Origin of the sequence: Rhizobium sp. BR 362 (assembly GCF_036528765.1) — a bacterium.
Classification (GTDB): domain Bacteria; phylum Pseudomonadota; class Alphaproteobacteria; order Rhizobiales; family Rhizobiaceae; genus Rhizobium.
In genome coordinates this window covers 346,168-362,039 of sequence record NZ_JARWGH010000003.1, presented here as the reverse complement: position 1 = coordinate 362,039, position 15,872 = coordinate 346,168, and the positions used below count along the sequence as shown (strand labels likewise).

The following is a 15,872-nucleotide window of genomic DNA, read 5'->3' as shown; positions in this document are numbered from 1 at the left end:
TCCGATAGTTGAAGAAGGGTCGAGCTGCACCACATTGTGGGACGGGGCTCACCGAATGCATTGAGTGACGGGAAAGGGATCACACTCATGTCTGCGACGATGACGAGGCCTAACATCGAGAAGACCGATGCCGAATGGCGGGAGCAACTGACGCCGGAGCAATATCGCATCACCCGGCAGCACGGCACGGAACGCGCCTTTACAGGCCCCTATTGGGACTCGTTCGAAACTGGCCTGTACCGCTGCGTTTGCTGCGAAGCGCCGCTTTTTCGGTCGGACACGAAATTCGATGCCGGCTGCGGCTGGCCGAGCTATTTCGCGGCGGTTTCGCCCGAGGCGGTGCAGGAATATCGCGACGAATCCCATGGCATGGTGCGTACCGAAATCCGCTGCGGCGCCTGCGAAGCTCATCTCGGCCATGTCTTCCCCGACGGGCCGCCACCGACCGGATTGCGCTATTGCATCAACGGTCATGCCATGATGTTCGAGGCAGGGAAATAGACGGGCAGACCTGCTCAGCCTGTTATGCGCAGCTCCATGCAGGTCAGATCCAGCCAACGGCCGAACTTGGTGCCGACTTCCGAAAATTGACCGACGATGCGGAAGCCGAGCTTTTCATGCAGGCGGATGGAGGTGGTGTTGCCGGTCTCGATTGCGGCGATCATGACGTGGATATTGCCGTTGGCGGCACGGACGACGAGTTCGCGCAGCAGGCCTTCGCCGATGCCGAGGCCACGGTGATCCTTGTCGACATAAATGGAATTTTCGACCGTGTGGCGATAGCCGTCGAAGGCGCGCCAATCGCCGTAGGAGGCGTAGCCGGCAACCTTGCCGTCCTTCTCCGCGACGACGACTGGAAAACCTCTCGCCTCGCGCGCCTTGAGCCATTCAATCCGGTTGTCGACATCGACCAGCGTGTCGTTCCAGATCGCCGTCGTGTGCAAGACTGCGTCATTGTAGATCTCGCAAATTGCAGCCAGATCGGCTTCGGTCGCATCACGAAGCAGCACGGATTGGTCCATAGTCCCATTGTCCAATTGTTTTAGATAGAGACTGCGGCATACTCCGCGATATTGACGAAGTAAATCCGTCATTCCTGCATGGCTCGCAATGAAACCGTAACGAATTGAGGCTATTTTCTGATCATTCTTAGAATCACTATGGAATTTCTGCTGAAAAACGCGTTATTCGTAGCTGTTTTGCAGATCCCGCCTCCCGGAAACCGCAATGCTCGCGCGCCTGACCGCCCTCCTGTTCTTTTCTGCCGTGCCGGCGATGGCCAGCGACTGGTGGTCCTACGACAATGCGCGGTTCGGCTATACGATCGAACTGCCACAGGAATTCCGCCTTTCGGCCCGTTCGGACAATGGCGACGGACTGACCTTGACGCCGACCGATCAGTCGGCGCGGCTGCTGGTTTTCGGGACAAATATCCTTGACGGCGACTTCTCTGCGGAGGCGAATACCCGTATCGCACTCGCCAAGAACGATGGCTGGCAGATCTCCTATACGAAATCGACCTCCCGCGGTATCAGCTTCTCGGGCACCAAACAGGGCCGCATCGTCTATGTGCGCGGCGTCGCCCTCTGCAATGGCGCTGCGGCCTTCTTCCAAATAGACTATCCCAAGACGGACATGCAGCGCTTTGACGCCGTCGTCATGCGCCTGGTGCGCAGCCTGCATCCGACGACAAAGTGCGCGACAACGACACAGATCGTCAAAAATTTTCCGGTGACAGGCTGAAGCAGGTCAGCACCGCCGAATAATGCACGGCGGCAGCCGCGAGCACGAAGCCATGCCAGATGGCGTTCTGAAAGCGCAGTTTCTCCCAGACGTGGAAAATCACGCCCAGCGAATAGATGACTCCGCCGATGACGATCAGCAGCATCGAGGCGAATGGTATGTGCAGGGAAACGGACCTTGCCACCAGCACGCCGCTCCAGCCCATGGCGAGATAAAGCAGGATAGCCAGCCGGTCATACCGCCCCGGGAAAACGCATTTCAGTAAAATGCCGAATCCGCCGAAAATCCAGATGGCAATCAGCATGGCAAACAGCAGCGGATCCTCGGCGCCGCGCTCCAGAAACGGCGTATAGGTAGCGGCGATGAACAAGAAGATGGCCGAGTGATCGAAACGCCGCAGGAACCACTTCGTCTGCGACACCGGCCATAGATTGTAGGCGAAGGACATTGCTAGCGTCAGAACGAGGCCTACGCCATAGATCCAGGCCGCGGCGATCTCGCCATAGGAGCTCCACACCGTCGCATAGAAGATCAAAACGGTCGCGCCGATCAAAGCCAAGACTACGCCGGTCCCGTTGACGATGCTGTCAACGATCACCTCATATCGGTCATAGGCCCAGCGGATCCCTTTGAGTTCGGGCATGCATGCGTGTTCCGAATTGGTCGCACCCACCTGATCGTCGCATCTCAGGGGGGTGGAGGCAACTGGGTGGAATTGCGATATAAGTAAATCTTCGTAAATGACGAGCGAGCCCATTTCACTCTGTCAACAAGCAACGAACACTCAATCCGCAATTTCTGATCTTCTGTGAACAATCCAAATCCGCCATATGTAGGTCAAGTACAGCGGGCCAGAGGATCCCAAGAGGCACATCAACCGGCGAAGCTCTCAGGCCCTGCTCTCGGCGGCGTTTTCGCCGCCACGCCGGTTGCTCTCCTACAAAACATTGAGGTTGGAACACTCGCATGACCGAAACCGCTCCCTCCTATGCGCTGACGCGCCCCGCCTATGTCGGCCAGTCGCATCTCATCGTCACCGATCTGGCGCTGGTGTCGCGCTTTTATCAAGACATGCTGGGCCTGAAGGTCATTGAAAAGACAGCCAGCGGCGAGGTGCTGGGCGTTGCTCGTCAGCCGCTTTTGACCCTGACGACCGATCGCGCGGCCAAACGCGCGCCGCAAACGGCCGCAGGCCTCTTCCATACCGCCTTTCTGATGCCCGATCGCGTCGAGCTTGCCCGTTGGCTGCGCCACGCGGCGCATAATGGCGTTGCCCTTGAAGGCGCATCCGACCATATCGTCAGCGAAGCGATCTATCTTTCCGACCCCGAGGGCAATGGCATCGAAATCTATGCGGACCGGCCGCACGAGCAGTGGAAATTCCACAGCGACGGGACCGTCGAAATGGCGACACTGCGGCTCGACTTGCAGAAACTTTACGAAAGCGCGCCGCAGGATCGCTGGGACGGCATGGCCGAAGGTTCGGCGATAGGCCATATCCATTTGCAGGTCGGCGACGTCGCAGAGGCGAATGCCTTTTATCGAGATGTACTCGGAATGCAGGTGATGGCAGCGCGGTATCCCGGCGCGACCTTCCTCGCAACCGGCGGCTATCACCACCATCTCGGCGCCAATACCTGGAATAGTCGCGGCGCCGGCATCCGGTCCAAAGATATGACCGGCCTTTCCGACTACACGCTGCGATTCAATGATAAGGATGCGCTCGACAAGGCGGTCGCCGCGCTCGATATGCATGAGATCAAGACGGAAAAACGCAACGGCGGGATTTCGCTGCGTGATCCCTGGGGCATCGGGCTGAATTTGATCGCCTGACCTGCCTATTCATAGGCTAACGAGAAGGCCCGTTCCGGAACCCGGACGGGCCTTTCGCGTTTGTTTATCGAGGCAATGGGTTCGGGTGCGACGGGTTCGGGGATGGATATAGCCAACGGCATACGCAAACAGGCGCGCAGACTGGCGGCGGCAAGCGAAGGGCGTTCCAGCGCGTGGGTAGAGGCTTTGCGGGCGGACACGGAACGGCTGGATACCTCGTCTGCAAAACGGGTCGAAAAGGACGGGCTGGATATCGCATCGGCGTGGGCGATCATCGGCATCTTCCTGGTGTTGGCGCTTGCTGGCGTCTACATGATGTCGATCATCCTCATTCCTGTGACGCTGGCCGTCGTCGTCGGCATGATCCTCGGGCTGGCTGCGGAAAGACTAAGCAAGCTCGGCGTGCCGCGCATCCTCAACGCCGTTCTGTTGTCGTCAGCGGTGGCGCTGGTCATCTTCCTGATCATCAATTCACTCGCCGGCCCGTTGGCGACGCTCGCCCAGGAGGGGCCCGACGTTTTCCAACGCACCGTCGATCGCCTGATGCCCTATCTCGAACGGATCAAATGGTTGCACATCACGCCGCAAACCTTCGAAAGCGGACCGATGTCGATCAATGTGCTGCTCGAAAACAGCGCCAACGTCCTGCACATCCTCGCCAACAGCCTCACGCCTGCCATCGTACAGGGCCTGCTCTTTTTTGCGGCGCTGCTGCTGTTCCTCGCCGGCCGCATCAGTCTGCGCAAGACGATCATCATGACCTTCACCACCAGAACATCCCGGCTAGCGGCGATCCGTATTATCAATGCGGTGGAGCAGGTGCTCGGTTTCTATTTCGCAACCGCCTCGCTGATCTATGCAGGCCTCGGCGTCGTCATGACGATCATCGCCTATGTCGGCGGCATGAGCGCGCCGATTCTCTGGGGCGTCTTCGCTTTTCTCTCCAGCTTCGTTCCATTCGTCGGCATCACAACGATAACAACGGCGTTGGCGATCGCCGGCATCATCACGCATGACGATATCATCTTCGGTCTTGCCCCCGCCGCCGCCTTCTTCTCCGTTCATCTCACCGTGGAAAATCTGGTTTTTCCGGCGGTCATGGGCCGGCAATGGGAACTCAATCCTTTCATCGTCTTCCTTGCCATCATCTTCTGGACCTGGATGTGGGGCGCTGTCGGCGCGATGCTTGCCCTGCCGCTGTCGCTGATCGTCATGACCGTGGTCAACGAGTTGTTCCTCGACGAAAAGGTGCAGCCGCAACTTCCTGAGTGAAGCGTTGGTTATCCGCGCCTTCGCCGAACCGCCTCAGTTGGTCGTATCGTCGTCCCCCTGCTCGGGGATATCCTGCAGGCGGACGAACTGCACGCCCTTGGCCTTCAGCGCCAGGATGCTCGCGGCGACGCCTTCGCCGGCGGCATGGGTTGGCTGGTTGATGTGCGAGATGATGACGTCACCATCCCTGGCAGAGGCGTATTGTTTTTCCACCATCTTGGCCGGCAGCAGCGAGCCGCTGTCGCCGTTGACGGAATAGCCGGCGATACGATAGCCCATGCCACGAATCTGGGCGATAGCCGAAAGGCTATATTTCGCCGTCGCCCCCCGGAACCAATGCGGCTGAGGAATGCCGGCGGCAAGCATGGCATCGGCGCCGCCTTTGACCTCCTGCGCGACCGCCTGCGGCGAGCCGGCTGCGGGAATGCCGTAAACCATGGTTGGAATATCGACCGCGGGAATGTGGTTCTGGCCGTGATCCTCAAGTTCGAAAATGTCGGGATGCGCGAGGAAGACGGCAAGCGTCTCCGGGTTGCTGCGCAGCCAGCGGGCAGTGACGAAGATTGTCGCCGGGATATGATGATCGACCAATGTGCCGAGGATGCGCGGATCGGTCTTGCCCATGCAGGCATCGAAGGTCAGAGCGATGCGCGGCGCGCCCTTGCCGCCGCGGTTGACGTGCAGATGAGGCTCGAGCAGCTTGACATTCGAAGCCGCTGCCTTCGGCGGAAGCTGCGGCCAGACCACAGGCTTTACCGCAGACTCCGCGGCAAAAGCGGCCGGAATAGCGGCGAGCAGGAATACGGACGTCAGCAGTAAGCGGTTCATCGGGCAGCCATCGGTCGGTTCAAATGAAATGAAGTCTGTCGGAAAAGGTGCATGATCGCCATGGACCTCCTTGCCGCTCCGACCGCCATCGTCCGGCAAGGCGACGGAAATATGGCGGCTTGCTCACAATGCCGCCCGCTGCCCATCACAAATGCGCCAACGGTCATGTTTCTGCAGTCGCGGCCACGGCGCTCCATCATTTATGGTAGGATTGATACCATGTCTGCCCGTCACTATCTGCGTATTTTTCCTATGCTCCCAAAGGGAAACATCCATGAGCCGCGATCCCTACGAGATTCTGGGCGTAAAGCGGGACGCCCCGCAAAAAGACATTCAAAGCGCCTATCGCAAACTTGCGAAAAAGCTGCATCCCGATCTGAACCCTGGCGACAAACAGGCCGAGGATAAATTCAAGGAAGTTTCCGCAGCCTATGGCATTCTCGGCGACGAGGAGAAGCGCGCGCGTTTCGACCGCGGCGAGATCGACAATACAGGCGCAGAACAGCCGCCGCGGAGCTACTATCGCGACTACGCGACGAGCGAGGGCCAGCGCGGCCCCTACCGCAACACAGGCGGTTTCGCCGATTTTGGCGATGCCGACGATATATTTTCCAATTTCTTCTCACGTCGCAGCCGAGGCCAATCCGGAATGCAAGGTCAGGATCGCCACTATTCCATGGAGGTCGACTTTCTCGACGCCATCAACGGCGCGAAAAAGCAGATCAGTCTGCCGGACGGACCGGCGCTCGACGTGCAGATACCGCCTGGGACCCGCGATGGGCAGACGCTGCGCCTGCGCGGCAAGGGTGATCCCGGGTTCGGCGGCGGCGCACCTGGCGATGCGCTGATCGAGGTGCATGTGCGCCCGCACCGCTTCTTCGTTCGTGACGGCAACGATATCAGACTTGAATTGCCGATTTCGCTTGCTGAGGCGGTGCTCGGCGGCAAAATCCGCGTGCCCACACCTTCCGGTCCGGTCACTGTTACCCTTCAACCGAACTCCAACACGGGCAAGGTTCTGCGGCTGAAGGGCAAAGGTGTGCCGGTGCATGGCAAGGAAAACGGCGATGCCTATGTTTCGTTGAAGATCGTCTTGCCCGACGGACCGGACGCGGAGCTTACGGCCTTCGTTTCCGAATGGCAGGCCGGCAAGACGTATGATCCCAGAAAGACCATGGGAGGCTGAGCTATGAACGAGAGCGAGTTTCGTTTGCGCCTCGAGATCGACAATACGGTGCTGGAGGTCTGGATTGAACAGGGCTGGCTCGTTCCCGAGACGACCGGGGAAGGCCGGCGTTTCCGCGAAGCCGACCTGGCGCGCGGACAGTTGATCCTCGACCTGATCAACGCGATGGGCGTCAACGAGCCCGGCGTCGATCTGGTCATGGATCTAGTGGATCAGCTTCATGGGTTAAGGGGGACGCTACGTGACCTCACGGATGCCGTCTGTCACCAGGGACCCGATGTGCAGGAGCATGTTCTCTCCGAGCTCTACCGGCTGGAGCGCCAAAGACGGCGCTGAAGACATCAGTCATAGAGGTAATATTTCTGCCAGCTATCACGCGGCACCTTCTCGCCGATTTCGTAGCTGAGGTCCCGCACATGGATATGCTGCGGGCCGGTCGTGCACTTATAGGAGAGATGATACCAGTCTCCCTTGCTGCGAAAGACTGCGCCCGGAGCATCGATCGAGTCCGGGGCCATATCGGGGTCGCTGAACGTATAGGCAATGACCTTGTCGGGCTTGAAGCCGGTCTTGTCGGTGCCGATCCGTTTCATTGCCTCGGCATCGCAGGTCTGTTCCATTCGTTCGGAGGGGTCGAGCTTTTCCAATTCTTTCTTCATGGTCCCGTCCACGGCAAAAGCGGATGTCGTGATGGCAGCCAACGGGATGAGAATGGCAATAAATTTCAGCATGAAGACCGATCCCTTGCTTAACTGCAGGCTGGGAAGCTCTGTTCGATGGGAAAAGCGATAAGGCCGCCTTATTATCGACGTAACAAAGCGGATTTCGTTAAAGATTGTGTTTACATCAAGGCAAGCCTGAGCGCGCTCTTCTGCCTCCATCAGCTAGATTTAAGCCTGTTATCACCCGCTTGCTTTGAGGCTTGAGCGGACACTTGCCGCTTGAACCGCACGCAAGCGCCCTCTATCTCTTCCTCACCTCATATCCGACTTTGATGCCGGAGAAAGCCTGCTCGTGTCTGCATTCAAGAACCTCCCCACCCCGCCCGCCGCTGCCAAAAAACCGCTCACGGACACGCGCCACGGCATTAGCCGCAGCGACGATTACGCCTGGCTGCGCGCCGACAATTGGCAGGCGATGTTCAAGGACCCTTCTATCCTCGATCCGGAAATCCGCGCGCATCTCGAGGCAGAGAACGCCTATATGAACGCGGCCATGGCGGATACGAAAGAGCTGCAGAAGACGCTCTTTGCCGAAATGAAAGGCCGTATCAAGGAAGATGACAGCTCCGTGCCAGTCAAGGACGGGCCTTTTGCCTACGGCACGCTCTATGTTACCGGCGGTGAGCAGCCGCATTATTTCCGCGAGGCGCGCGATGGCGGCGAGCGCAAGCTCCTTTTGAATGGCGACAAGGAAAACGAGGGAAAGTCCTATTTCCGCCTGTCCGGCATCGATCATTCCACCGATCATACCCATGGCATCTGGGGCTATGACGACAAGGGTTCGGAATATTTCACGCTGAAGGTCCGCAACCTGGAAACCGGCGAGGACCTCGCCGATGTGGTCGAAAACACCGGCGGCGGCGGTGTCTGGGCGCCTGACGGCAAGAGTTTCTTCTATACGCTGCAGGACGAGAACCATCGCCCTTCGAAGATTTTCCACCACATCGTCGGCACGCCGCAATCCGAAGATCGGCTCGTCTATGAAGAGGAGGATTCCGGCTTCTTCATGGGTGTCGGCGGCTCGTTGCTGGATGACTACATCTTCATCGACATCCATGATCACGAAACCAGCGAATACCGCATCATTCCGACCTCGGATCTCATGGCCGAGCCGAAACTGGTGGCCGCGCGCGATACCGGTATCGAGTATGAAATGGCGGAAGGCGGCGATGTCTTCTACATCCTCACCAATGACGGCGATGCCAAGGATTTCAAGATCATGGAAACGCCGGTCGACAAGCCGGGCAAAGAAAACTGGCGCGATGTCGTGGCACACAAGCCGGGCACGCTGATTCTCAATCACATGGCCTATGCCCGCCACCTCATCTGGCTGGAACGCAAGGATGGCCTGCCGCGGATCATCGTCCGCGACCGGCGCAGCGGCGAAGAACATGCCATCGCCTTCGACGAGGAAGCCTATTCGCTCGGCCTGCAAGGTGCGGCTGAATACGACACCGACGTCATCCGCTTCTCCTATTCCTCGATGACGACGCCGAGCCAGCTCTATGACTACAACATGGTGACGCGCGAGCGCACTTTGCTGAAAACGCAGGAGGTTCCGTCAGGCCACAATCCGGACGACTATGTCACGCGCCGCGTCTTCGCTCCCGCCTGGGACGGCGAACAGGTGCCGGTGACCCTGCTCTATCGCAAGGACACGCCGCTCGACGGCTCCGCGCCTTGCCTGCTCTACGGCTACGGCGCCTACGGCATCACCATTCCCGCGGGCTTCAACACCAATTGCCTGTCGCTCGCCGACCGCGGCTTCGTCTATGCCATTGCCCATATCCGCGGCGGCAAGGATAAGGGCTTTGCCTGGTATGAAGACGGCAAGATGGACAAGAAGACCAATACCTTCAAGGACTTCATCGCCGCAGCCGATTATCTGAATCAGGAAAAGTTCACCTCCTACTCGAAGATCATCGCCGAGGGCGGTTCGGCTGGCGGCATGCTGATGGGCGCCGTTGCCAACATGGCGCCGGAGAAATTCGCCGGCATCATCGCCGCCGTACCCTTCGTCGATGTGCTCAACACCATGCTCGACGACACGCTGCCGCTGACGCCGCCGGAATGGCCAGAATGGGGCAATCCGATCGACAGCAAGGAAGAGTACGAGCAGATCGCCGCCTATAGCCCGTATGACAATGTCGGCGAAAAGCCTTACCCGCCAATTCTGGCGCTCGGCGGCCTTACTGATCCGCGCGTCACCTACTGGGAACCGGCGAAGTGGGTGGCCAAGCTGCGTGACAAAACCACCGGCGATGCACCGATCCTTTTGAAAACCAACATGGATGCCGGCCATGGCGGCGCGTCGGGCCGCTTCCAGCGACTGGAAGAGATCGCCTTCGAATATAGCTTTGCCGTCAAGGTCGCCGGCAAGATCTAGCAAACTGCGGGAGGAGCGCATGCCGGTCTATGTCGCCCTGCTGCGTGCCGTCAATGTTGGCGGCACCGGCATGCTGCCGATGGCGGAACTGAAAGCGCTCTGCGAGGAGATCGGCTTCGCCGATGTGAAGACCTATATCCAAAGCGGCAATGTGCTCTTCCGCTCGGACAGGAACGAAGCGACCGTGCAGAAGGATTTGGAAGAGGCGCTGGCGCGGAAAATCGGCAAGTCGCCGGGCGTGGTCTTGCGCAGCCGTCAGGAGCTGGAGGCCATCGCCGAAGGCTCGCCCTTTCCGCATGCCAAACCGAACTATCTGCTCGTCAACTTCCTTCCAGACCCCGCACCTGCCGATGCCCTGGACAGACTCGTGGCACCCGGCGGAGAAGAGGTGCATGTCGCAGGCAAAGAAATCTACGTTCACTATCCCGATGGCTCCGGCCGCTCGAAATTGAAGCTGCCGGCCTTGAAGACGGGTACGTCGCGCAATCTCAATACGGTGCGAAAACTGGTGGAAATGGCGCGGGAGATGGAAGCTAGCTGAAGCGCGGCCTGAACAGCATCTTAATGAAGGTCCGGAAAACCAGAATCTGGTCCGCGAGGCTGTTCGGCTCTTTCAACGCCTTGGACAGCACAATGCCGCCCTCAAGCACGGTCGAGACCATATCAGCGAGCTGATCGACATCGAGCGGTTCGCGTGGTTCGTAGACAACCATGATCTCCTCGAACATGCGGCGAAACCGCCGCCGCCAAGTCAAGGCCGCCTCGCGATTGATCTCCTGAACCTCTCGATCGAATAGCCGCTCGTAGTAACAAAAGCCGGCGACAAGGCACCCGGGATGGCCGTTCGGTAGATCGGACAACAATTCCGACAGCAATTTCAGGCCAAGCAGGAAGGATTGCAGCGGATCGTCCATGAGTTCGCGCGCACGGCCGAAAATCTCGTCATAGATGCGATTGTCGTTTTCGATGTAACGCTGGATAAGGGCTTTGGCGAGTTCGTTCTTGTCGCGGAAGTGATAGAAGAAACCGCTCTTGGTAATGCCGGTCTCGGCGATCAGTTCATCGATGGAGGTGCCGCCGAAACCCTTTGCCAGCACGGCGGCTTCGGCAACCTCCAATAGCCGGCTGCGCGTTTCGTCACCCTTTCGCATGATTCCCTCCTGTACCAGCGGTACAGTATTGTTGCATCGATCCTGGGCCTCGCCCTCGATCAGCACGAGATCGGGCCCATAAGCCATTGAATAAAAAACGAAATGCTTTTGTGCATCAGTAGTATACCGCAAATCCTCTATTTTAGCAGATGGTAAATAAGCGAAGATCCACCCTCTGTGGGGCGAACATGGAGCCGGGAGATATCAAGGGGTGGAGATCAAAATGGCCAAATATAGAAATGATTTGCCGCAGCGGAGAAGCGGTATGTTCCTGACAGATGGCGGCATGGAAACGGTGCTGATCTTCCATGAGGGCATCGAGCTGCCACATTTCGCTTCCTTTGTCCTTCTGGCGACCCCGGAGGGACGCCAGAAAGCGAAGAATTACTATCGACGCTATCTCGATATCGCCAGTCGTCACGGGACCGGCTTCGTGCTCGAAACGCCCACATGGCGAGCCAGCGCCGATTGGGGCGAAAAGCTCGGCTATGATTCCTGGGCGCTGAAGGCGGTGAACGAAGACGCCGTGGCGCTGCTTTCCGAGCTGCGCGCAGAATATGAGCGTCCTGCGACCCCAATCGTTATCAGCGGCAATATCGGCCCGCGCGGCGACGGCTACAAGGCGGGCAGAATGAACACGACGGAAGCCGAAGATTTTCATGCGGCGCAAATCGCCAGCTTCGCCGGCACGGAGGCAGACATGGTGACCGCCCTGACGATCAACAACATCGATGAGGCGATCGGCATCGCCCGCGCCGCCAAAGTGCAGGGCATGCCATGCGCCATTTCCTTCACGGTCGAGACAGACGGCAAGCTCGTGACCGGACGAACGATCCAGGAAGCGATCGAAAGTACGGATGCCGCAAGTGACGGCGCACCCGCCTATTACATGATCAACTGCGCGCATCCGAGCCATTTTGAAAACGCGCTCGATGACGACAGCGCTTGGGTCAAACGCATATGGGGCCTGCGCGCCAACGCTTCGATGATGAGCCATGCCGAACTTGACGAGAGCGAGACGCTTGATGCAGGCGACCCCGTCGATCTCGGCCGTCGCTACCGGCAGCTCACCCTGCGTATGCCACAGATGCGCGTGCTCGGCGGCTGCTGCGGCACCGACCATCGCCACGTTGCGGCGATCTGCGAAGCCTGCCTGCCGCGCGAGGCGGCGAGCGCTTGAGATAGGGAGGACAGGGCGGCGCGGTGCACAGAACCGCAACTCTCGACTCTATTGTTGATCTCGCAACAACGTTTCGTAATCTCGCCCGCCAGCGATCATGGGGGTGAAACGCACTCGGTCATGCTCGACAATGTAAAGATGACGACGCTTCGTTCAAAAACGGCCATGCGCAGTTAGCACCGATATAAGGACGCGCAATGCCTCCGAATGGAGCGTCTCCGGTCACAAGCCTTGCACCACCTGCCTGCGAGCCCTACCTTAACACTATGAGCTCACCCCTTCACGACCAAGCGCCTCTTGAAGCGCTCTCGATACCGTTCGACAACAGCTATGCGCGTCTGCCGTCGCAGTTTTTTGCGGAACAGGCACCTACGCCCGTTGCGGCGCCGCGGCTGATCAAATTCAACAGGATGCTGGCACACGAGCTCGGGCTCGACGTGGAGGCGCTGGAAGGGGACGGAGCTGCGATCTTCTCGGGCAACAAGCTGCTGCCCGGTTCCGAGCCGATCGCGATGGCCTATGCCGGCCACCAGTTCGGCGGTTTCGTGCCGCAGCTTGGCGATGGCCGGGCGATCCTGCTCGGCGAAGTCATCGACCGCAATGGCAAGCGTTGCGATATTCAGCTCAAGGGCGCGGGACCGACGCGGTTCTCACGGCGCGGCGATGGGCGGGCGGCGCTCGGGCCAGTTCTCCGCGAATACATCGTCAGCGAAGCCATGCATGCGCTGGGCATTCCGACGACACGAGCACTGGCGGCAGTTACCACCGGTGAGCCCGTCTATCGCGAGGAAGTGTTGCCCGGTGCGGTCTTCACCCGCGTTGCGGCAAGCCATATCCGTGTCGGCACCTTCCAGTTCTTCGCGGCCCGCGGCGATACCGACAGTCTGCGCATCCTCGCTGACTATGTCATCGACCGGCATTATCCCGAGATCAAAGACCGGAAAAACCGCTATCTCGCGCTTTTGGAGGCCGTTTCCGAACGACAGGCGGCCTTGATTGCGCGCTGGCTGCATATCGGGTTCATCCATGGCGTGATGAATACCGACAATATGACCATTTCCGGCGAGACGATTGATTACGGCCCCTGCGCCTTCATGGACAATTACAATCCGGCGACCGTCTTTTCTTCGATCGATCAGCAGGGCCGTTACGCCTATGCCAACCAGCCCGGTATCGGCCGATGGAACATCGCCCGGCTCGGCGAAACGCTGCTGCCGCTGATCGATCCGTCGGTGGATGCGGCCGTCGACCTGGCGAATGCGGTGCTCAAGGCCTATGGCGAGCGCTTCCAGGCTCCCTGGCTTGCCGGCATGCGCGCCAAGATCGGCCTTGCAGCCGAGGAAGACGGCGACCTCGATCTGATCCAGGCGGTGTTGGCGCTGATGCAGCAGCAGGAGGCGGATTTCACCTTGACGTTCCGGCGGCTTGCGGCGCTTGCTGAGAGCGAAGGCAATGAAACGGCTTTTGCAGCTTCCTTCAAGGATCCGGAATCGACAAAGCCGTGGCTCACACGCTGGCGCGAGCGGCTGGACCGCGATCCGCAAGCAAAGACCGAACGAGCCCGGGCGATGCGGAGCGTGAACCCGGCATTCATTCCGCGCAATCACCGAATCGAACAGGCGATCGAAGCTGCGGTCGAGGATGGGGATTTTTCACTATTTGAGGCGCTGCTGACAGTGCTGGCAAGGCCCTATGAGGACCAACCTGATTTCGCGCCCTATGCCGAACCGCCGCAACCGGCGGAGCGGGTGCTGCAAACCTTCTGCGGAACGTAAGAGAGCCTTACTACACAAGCCCCGGACACGTTTGCCGAGTCATCGTCGCGCCAACCCACAGGGAGACATGACGATGAAAGTTCATCACAGCACCCAAAGCCTTTTCAGCAGCCCGATAAAGAGCCAGCAGGATACCGGTTCCGACGACGGCACGCCATTCACGCTGCCCGACGACAGCGACCAGCAGCAGACGCAGGCGCCTTCGCTCACATCTAGCGGCGTCCCCTCCTCCATTTCGTCGGGCTTCTGGCTCAGCCAGACCGGCCAGACGGCCCCGTCCATATCGGATGTCGACGCCGATCAGAGCGATACCGAGGCTCCCAGCATCAACAGTTCGGATTCGTCGAGCGACTCCGCCAGTCAGGATATCGTGGACGAGTTCACCAAACTGGCCCACATGACGCCCGCGGAAAAGATTCGCGCTCAATATCTGGAACAGCACAACTTGACGGAAGAGTCCCTGAGAAAGTTGCCTGCGGACCAGCAGAAGGCGATCAATGATGAGATCGCCAAACAAGTCAAACAGCAGCTTGGCATCGATAATCAGGCCGACGAGAGCGATGAAACGGATAGTGCAGCCGCTGCCTTATCCATCGCGTGAGCTTCCTCGAAACGAGATGAAGGCGATACGATCCTGATTCACGTCGAGATCGTATCGCTCAGATTTTATTGTTACATTTCAAGACGCTGCTATTTTAATCCCACCATGCCCGCAATGATCTTTCCGACTTCGGCAAAAACGGCTTCGATGTCTTTTGCGGGTGCGGTTGCTTCGCCCACATAGGTGGTGACGAGGATCGGGCCGCGGTCGGTGGGCCAGATGACGGCGACGTCGGCGTAGGAGCCGTTCTGACCGGTACCGGTCTTGTCGCCGACCTTCCATTCCTTCGGCAAGCCGGCGCGCAGGCGGGCATTGCCCGTGGTGTTGTTGACCAGCCAGTTCGACAATTGATCGCGCGAGGTTTCGGAGAGCGTATTGCCGAGCGTCAGGAGCCCGATCGTATCCAGCATGGAATCCGGCGTCGTCGTATCGCGCGGGTCGTCCTTGATCGCCTGATTGACGTCGGGCTCCTTGCGGTCGAGCCGCGTTTCGGTGTCGCCGGTCGTACGCAGCCATGCGGTCAAGGCCGCGGGGCCACCGAAGCTGTCGAGCAACAGATTGCCGGCGGTGTTGTCGCTCAAGGTGATTGCCGCACCGCAGAGTTGGGCGATCGTCATGCCATCGGTGCCGGCATGCTTTTCTGTCTCCGGCGAATAGGTGACGACAACATCCTTGCCATAGGTGACACGGCGATCGAGCTTTTCGATACCCTGATCGACGCGCGCGAGCACGAAACCGACCGCAAGCGCCTTGTAGGTACTGCACAAGGCAAACCGCTCCGCTTCGCGATAGCCAAGCGAAATATTGGTTTCCGTGTCGAGCACGGAAACACCGAGGCGACCGCCCGTTCTCTTTTCCAGATCCGCCAACTGCTTGTCGGCATCGTCCGTGAATTGAGAATTGTCAGGACCCTGATCCTCCCCCGTGTCCTGACCGTCATCAGGTGCCGCGGAATTATCCTGGGTATCGGATGCGTCCGGCGTCGGAGCTGTCACGTTAGGGCTCGTGTTGGCGCTGGCATTCTGCGCAAAGAGGGTTTTTGGCCCAAATGTCAGAGCGGGAAAAAGCAGCGCCGAGCCTGCCAAGAGGCGGCGGCGGGTAAGCGATATGGGCATGTGGAAGCCTCCAGCGGAATCAGCCGGATTCTGAGCTAAGCGAGGAATATGGCAAGCCTCTGACGCACCCACTTTCCAAC

At 59.1% G+C, this 15,872-nt stretch carries 17 protein-coding genes; 11 read left to right on the top strand and 6 right to left on the bottom strand.

The annotated features are described in order from the left end of the window. Nucleotides 1-87 precede the first annotated feature (87 nt). Nucleotides 88-501 carry a peptide-methionine (R)-S-oxide reductase MsrB gene (gene msrB / locus QDY28_RS06235; protein ID WP_331380813.1) on the top strand — a complete coding sequence of 138 codons (414 nt, stop codon included), beginning with the start codon at nt 88-90 and terminating at the stop codon, nt 499-501. A gap of 14 nt (nt 502-515) precedes the next feature. Here the strand turns inward: msrB and QDY28_RS06230 are convergent, their stop codons facing one another. After that, nucleotides 516-1,022, bottom strand: coding sequence for a GNAT family N-acetyltransferase (locus QDY28_RS06230; protein ID WP_331380812.1), 507 nt, complete (start codon nt 1,020-1,022; stop codon nt 516-518). A 205-nt stretch (nt 1,023-1,227) separates the two neighbouring features. Between QDY28_RS06230 and QDY28_RS06225 the strand changes: the two genes are divergently transcribed. Then, the gene (locus tag QDY28_RS06225; RefSeq protein ID WP_331380811.1) at nt 1,228-1,743 is read left to right on the top strand and encodes a hypothetical protein; all 516 of its coding nucleotides are present in this window, start codon (nt 1,228-1,230) and stop codon (nt 1,741-1,743) included. Here the strand turns inward: QDY28_RS06225 and trhA are convergent. Then, a complete protein-coding gene (trhA, locus tag QDY28_RS06220) occupies nt 1,718-2,386 on the bottom strand; it encodes a PAQR family membrane homeostasis protein TrhA (RefSeq protein ID WP_331380810.1) in 669 nt (222 codons plus the stop codon). The genes QDY28_RS06225 and trhA overlap by 26 nt on opposite strands. 323 nt (nt 2,387-2,709) lie before the next feature. Between trhA and QDY28_RS06215 the strand changes: the two genes are divergently transcribed. Continuing rightward, nucleotides 2,710-3,576, top strand: coding sequence for a VOC family protein (locus tag QDY28_RS06215; RefSeq protein ID WP_331380809.1), 867 nt, complete (start codon nt 2,710-2,712; stop codon nt 3,574-3,576). 102 nt (nt 3,577-3,678) lie between these two features. Continuing rightward, on the top strand, nt 3,679-4,848 hold the full coding sequence (locus tag QDY28_RS06210) for an AI-2E family transporter (protein ID WP_331380808.1): 1,170 nt from the start codon (nt 3,679-3,681) through the stop codon (nt 4,846-4,848). A 33-nt stretch (nt 4,849-4,881) separates the two neighbouring features. On the opposite strand, the gene QDY28_RS06205 is transcribed toward QDY28_RS06210, so the two are convergent. Beyond that, complete coding sequence (locus QDY28_RS06205) at nt 4,882-5,676, bottom strand: polysaccharide deacetylase family protein (protein WP_331380807.1); 795 nt, start codon at nt 5,674-5,676, stop codon at nt 4,882-4,884. A gap of 274 nt (nt 5,677-5,950) precedes the next feature. Between QDY28_RS06205 and QDY28_RS06200 the strand changes: the two genes are divergently transcribed. Both QDY28_RS06200 and QDY28_RS06195 read left to right on the top strand, forming a co-directional pair. After that, a complete protein-coding gene (locus tag QDY28_RS06200) occupies nt 5,951-6,862 on the top strand; it encodes a J domain-containing protein (RefSeq protein WP_331380806.1) in 912 nt (303 codons plus the stop codon). A gap of 3 nt (nt 6,863-6,865) precedes the next feature. Beyond that, nucleotides 6,866-7,198 carry a chaperone modulator CbpM gene (locus QDY28_RS06195; protein WP_331380805.1) on the top strand — a complete coding sequence of 111 codons (333 nt, stop codon included), beginning with the start codon at nt 6,866-6,868 and terminating at the stop codon, nt 7,196-7,198. A gap of 5 nt (nt 7,199-7,203) precedes the next feature. On the opposite strand, the gene QDY28_RS06190 is transcribed toward QDY28_RS06195, so the two are convergent. Beyond that, nucleotides 7,204-7,593 carry a DUF930 domain-containing protein gene (locus QDY28_RS06190; RefSeq protein ID WP_331380804.1) on the bottom strand — a complete coding sequence of 130 codons (390 nt, stop codon included), beginning with the start codon at nt 7,591-7,593 and terminating at the stop codon, nt 7,204-7,206. Between the two features lie 283 nt (nt 7,594-7,876). Here QDY28_RS06190 and QDY28_RS06185 point away from each other — a divergent pair, with 283 nt between their 5' ends. Then, entirely contained in the window at nt 7,877-9,970 is a 2,094-nt protein-coding gene (locus tag QDY28_RS06185; RefSeq protein ID WP_331380803.1) for a S9 family peptidase, read from the top strand. Between the two features lie 19 nt (nt 9,971-9,989). Continuing rightward, a complete protein-coding gene (locus QDY28_RS06180; protein WP_331380802.1) occupies nt 9,990-10,511 on the top strand; it encodes a DUF1697 domain-containing protein in 522 nt (173 codons plus the stop codon). Here the strand turns inward: QDY28_RS06180 and QDY28_RS06175 are convergent. After that, the gene (locus QDY28_RS06175) at nt 10,504-11,121 is read right to left on the bottom strand and encodes a TetR/AcrR family transcriptional regulator (RefSeq protein WP_331380801.1); all 618 of its coding nucleotides are present in this window, start codon (nt 11,119-11,121) and stop codon (nt 10,504-10,506) included. The genes QDY28_RS06180 and QDY28_RS06175 overlap by 8 nt on opposite strands. A 223-nt stretch (nt 11,122-11,344) precedes the next feature. Here QDY28_RS06175 and QDY28_RS06170 point away from each other — a divergent pair, with 223 nt between their 5' ends. The 3 genes from QDY28_RS06170 (at nt 11,345) to QDY28_RS06160 (ending at nt 14,677) form a co-directional block, all read left to right on the top strand. Beyond that, nucleotides 11,345-12,301, top strand: coding sequence for a homocysteine S-methyltransferase family protein (locus tag QDY28_RS06170; RefSeq protein ID WP_331380800.1), 957 nt, complete (start codon nt 11,345-11,347; stop codon nt 12,299-12,301). A 266-nt stretch (nt 12,302-12,567) separates the two neighbouring features. After that, nucleotides 12,568-14,076: a protein adenylyltransferase SelO gene (locus tag QDY28_RS06165; protein ID WP_331380799.1), complete on the top strand. Its 1,509-nt coding sequence runs from the start codon at nt 12,568-12,570 to the stop codon at nt 14,074-14,076. A gap of 73 nt (nt 14,077-14,149) precedes the next feature. Then, nucleotides 14,150-14,677 (top strand): hypothetical protein, encoded by a 528-nt coding sequence (locus tag QDY28_RS06160; protein WP_331380798.1) that lies wholly within the window; start codon nt 14,150-14,152, stop codon nt 14,675-14,677. Between the two features lie 89 nt (nt 14,678-14,766). Here the strand turns inward: QDY28_RS06160 and bla are convergent, their stop codons facing one another. Further along, on the bottom strand, nt 14,767-15,792 hold the full coding sequence (gene bla, locus QDY28_RS06155) for a class A beta-lactamase (RefSeq protein ID WP_331380797.1): 1,026 nt from the start codon (nt 15,790-15,792) through the stop codon (nt 14,767-14,769). Nucleotides 15,793-15,872 lie beyond the last annotated feature (80 nt).

Bases quoted from the DNA above. Each gene is read 5' to 3' on its own strand.
- QDY28_RS06160 (WP_331380798.1), top strand. From the start codon at position 14,150: ATGAAAGTTCATCACAGCACCCAAAGCCTTTTCAGCAGCCCGATAAAG.
- QDY28_RS06215 (WP_331380809.1), top strand. From the start codon at position 2,710: ATGACCGAAACCGCTCCCTCCTATGCGCTGACGCGCCCCGCCTATGTC.
- QDY28_RS06225 (WP_331380811.1), top strand. From the start codon at position 1,228: ATGCTCGCGCGCCTGACCGCCCTCCTGTTCTTTTCTGCCGTGCCGGCG.
- QDY28_RS06200 (WP_331380806.1), top strand. From the start codon at position 5,951: ATGAGCCGCGATCCCTACGAGATTCTGGGCGTAAAGCGGGACGCCCCG.
- msrB (WP_331380813.1), top strand. From the start codon at position 88: ATGTCTGCGACGATGACGAGGCCTAACATCGAGAAGACCGATGCCGAA.
- QDY28_RS06210 (WP_331380808.1), top strand. From the start codon at position 3,679: ATGGATATAGCCAACGGCATACGCAAACAGGCGCGCAGACTGGCGGCG.
- QDY28_RS06175 (WP_331380801.1), bottom strand. From the start codon at position 11,121: ATGCGAAAGGGTGACGAAACGCGCAGCCGGCTATTGGAGGTTGCCGAA.
- QDY28_RS06170 (WP_331380800.1), top strand. From the start codon at position 11,345: ATGGCCAAATATAGAAATGATTTGCCGCAGCGGAGAAGCGGTATGTTC.
- QDY28_RS06195 (WP_331380805.1), top strand. From the start codon at position 6,866: ATGAACGAGAGCGAGTTTCGTTTGCGCCTCGAGATCGACAATACGGTG.
- QDY28_RS06180 (WP_331380802.1), top strand. From the start codon at position 9,990: ATGCCGGTCTATGTCGCCCTGCTGCGTGCCGTCAATGTTGGCGGCACC.
- QDY28_RS06205 (WP_331380807.1), bottom strand. From the start codon at position 5,676: ATGAACCGCTTACTGCTGACGTCCGTATTCCTGCTCGCCGCTATTCCG.
- QDY28_RS06230 (WP_331380812.1), bottom strand. From the start codon at position 1,022: ATGGACCAATCCGTGCTGCTTCGTGATGCGACCGAAGCCGATCTGGCT.
- bla (WP_331380797.1), bottom strand. From the start codon at position 15,792: ATGCCCATATCGCTTACCCGCCGCCGCCTCTTGGCAGGCTCGGCGCTG.
- QDY28_RS06190 (WP_331380804.1), bottom strand. From the start codon at position 7,593: ATGCTGAAATTTATTGCCATTCTCATCCCGTTGGCTGCCATCACGACA.
- QDY28_RS06165 (WP_331380799.1), top strand. From the start codon at position 12,568: ATGAGCTCACCCCTTCACGACCAAGCGCCTCTTGAAGCGCTCTCGATA.
- trhA (WP_331380810.1), bottom strand. From the start codon at position 2,386: ATGCCCGAACTCAAAGGGATCCGCTGGGCCTATGACCGATATGAGGTG.